Annotated in this window: 2 protein-coding genes; both read left to right on the top strand. The window is 65.9% G+C overall.

The genetic code is table 11. The features are described from left to right. Positions 1–1,215: acyl-CoA dehydrogenase (locus G1E_RS23145; protein ID WP_047150143.1), on the top strand; the 1,215-nt coding region annotated here is incomplete at its 5' end. Between the two features lie 31 nt (positions 1,216–1,246). Further along, a partial coding sequence (locus G1E_RS23140) for a PmbA/TldA family metallopeptidase (RefSeq protein WP_047150141.1) occupies positions 1,247–1,763 on the top strand: 517 nt, incomplete at its 3' end.

The following is a 1,763-nucleotide window of genomic DNA, read 5'->3' as shown; positions in this document are numbered from 1 at the left end:
ATCTCCGGCGGCGACCACGAGCTGTCGGAAAACATCGTGCACATGGTACTGGCCAAGCTGCCGGACGCCCCGCCTGGGGTGAAGGGCATCTCGCTGTTCATCGTGCCCAAGTACCACGTCAACCCCGACGGCAGCTGCGGTCCGCGCAACGATGTGCTGCTGGCCGGGCTGTTCCACAAGATGGGCTGGCGCGGCACCACCTCCACGGCGCTCAACTTCGGTGACAACGGCCAGTGCGTCGGCTATCTGGTCGGCCAGCCGCATCAAGGCCTGGCCTGCATGTTCCAGATGATGAACGAAGCGCGTATTGGCGTCGGCATGGGTGCGGTGATGCTGGGTTATGCCGGCTACCTGTATTCGCTGGAATACGCCCGCCAGCGCCCGCAGGGCCGCCTGCCGGACAACAAGGACCCGCACAGCAGCGCGGTGCCGATCATTCAGCACACCGATGTGAAACGCATGCTGCTGGCGCAGAAAGCCTACGTCGAAGGCGCCTTCGACCTTGGCCTGTACGCCGCGCGCCTGTTCGACGACACGCAGACCGGCAGTGATGAGAGCGCCCGCAACGAGGCGCAGGAACTGCTCGATCTGCTGACCCCGATCGTCAAGTCCTGGCCCTCGGCGTTCTGCCTCAAGGCCAACGAACTGGCGATCCAGATTCTCGGCGGCCACGGCTATACCCGCGAATACCCGGTGGAGCAGTACTACCGCGACAATCGCCTGAACCCGATCCACGAAGGCACCGAGGGCATCCAGTCGCTCGACCTGCTCGGCCGCAAGCTGGCGCAGAACAATGGCGCCGGCCTCAAGCAACTGCTTCGCCGAATCGCCGCCACCGGCGAGCGCGCCAGCCACCACCCCAACCTCGACCCGCTGCGCCAGCCACTGGAGCAGCTGGTCAATCGCCTGCAAGGGGTCACCCTGACCCTGCTCGGTGACCTGGCCCAGGGTAAAGTCACCGGGGCCCTGGCCAACTCGGCCCTGTACCTGAAGGCCTTCGGCCACTGTGTAATCGGCTGGCGGTGGCTGGAACAGGCAGTCCACGCCGAACTTGGGCTGCTCAAGGCCGACGCTGGCGAGCGCGACTTTTACCTCGGCAAGCTGCAGGCCGCCCGTTATTTCCTGACCTGGGAAGTACCAGGCTGCCATAATGAGCTGGCATTGCTCGAGGCGCGCGACAACACTTGCCTCGCGATGCAGGACGAGTGGTTCTAGGGGGAGCCACCGTGTACACGGAGGCTTGCACATGTTCGATTCCAGCGCCCTGCTGCGCCAGCGCTTTGCCGCGCTGCGCAGCAAGGCCGAGTTGTTTTCCCTGCGCCATGTGAAACAGTCGCACCAGGCGCTTTCGGTTCGCCGCAATGTGGCCGAGCCACCCTCGTTCAGCCAGGACGAGGGCGCGATGCTCACCGTACGGGTCAATGGCGTGGAGGCCTATGCGGCCACCGCCGATCTGTCGCAGGCCGGCCTGCAGCGCGCCCTGGAGCAGGCCGAAGCCCTGGCCCGGCAGATCGCCCGGCATAGTCTGCTGGATCTGCGCGGGCAACCCGTGCCCAGCGCCCGCCACGACCACATCTCGCCCAACTTCGACCAGCCCGTGCCCAGCCTGGCCGACTGCCTTGGCTTGCTCGCCGCGGAATCAGCCAGCGTACCCAAGGACAGCCGCCTGGTGGACTGGCAGGCCAGTCTGGGCCTGAGCCTGGTCGAGCAGACCTACCTGAACTCAGCCGGCGCCGAGCTGCGCCATGCCCAGCGCTTTCTGT

The sequence above is a fragment of the Pseudomonas sp. TJI-51 genome (assembly GCF_000190455.2).
In the GTDB taxonomy this organism is placed as follows: domain Bacteria; phylum Pseudomonadota; class Gammaproteobacteria; order Pseudomonadales; family Pseudomonadaceae; genus Aquipseudomonas; species Aquipseudomonas juntendi.
Note: the sequence above shows the minus strand (reverse complement) of the source record. Positions and strands in the feature narration are given on the sequence as shown.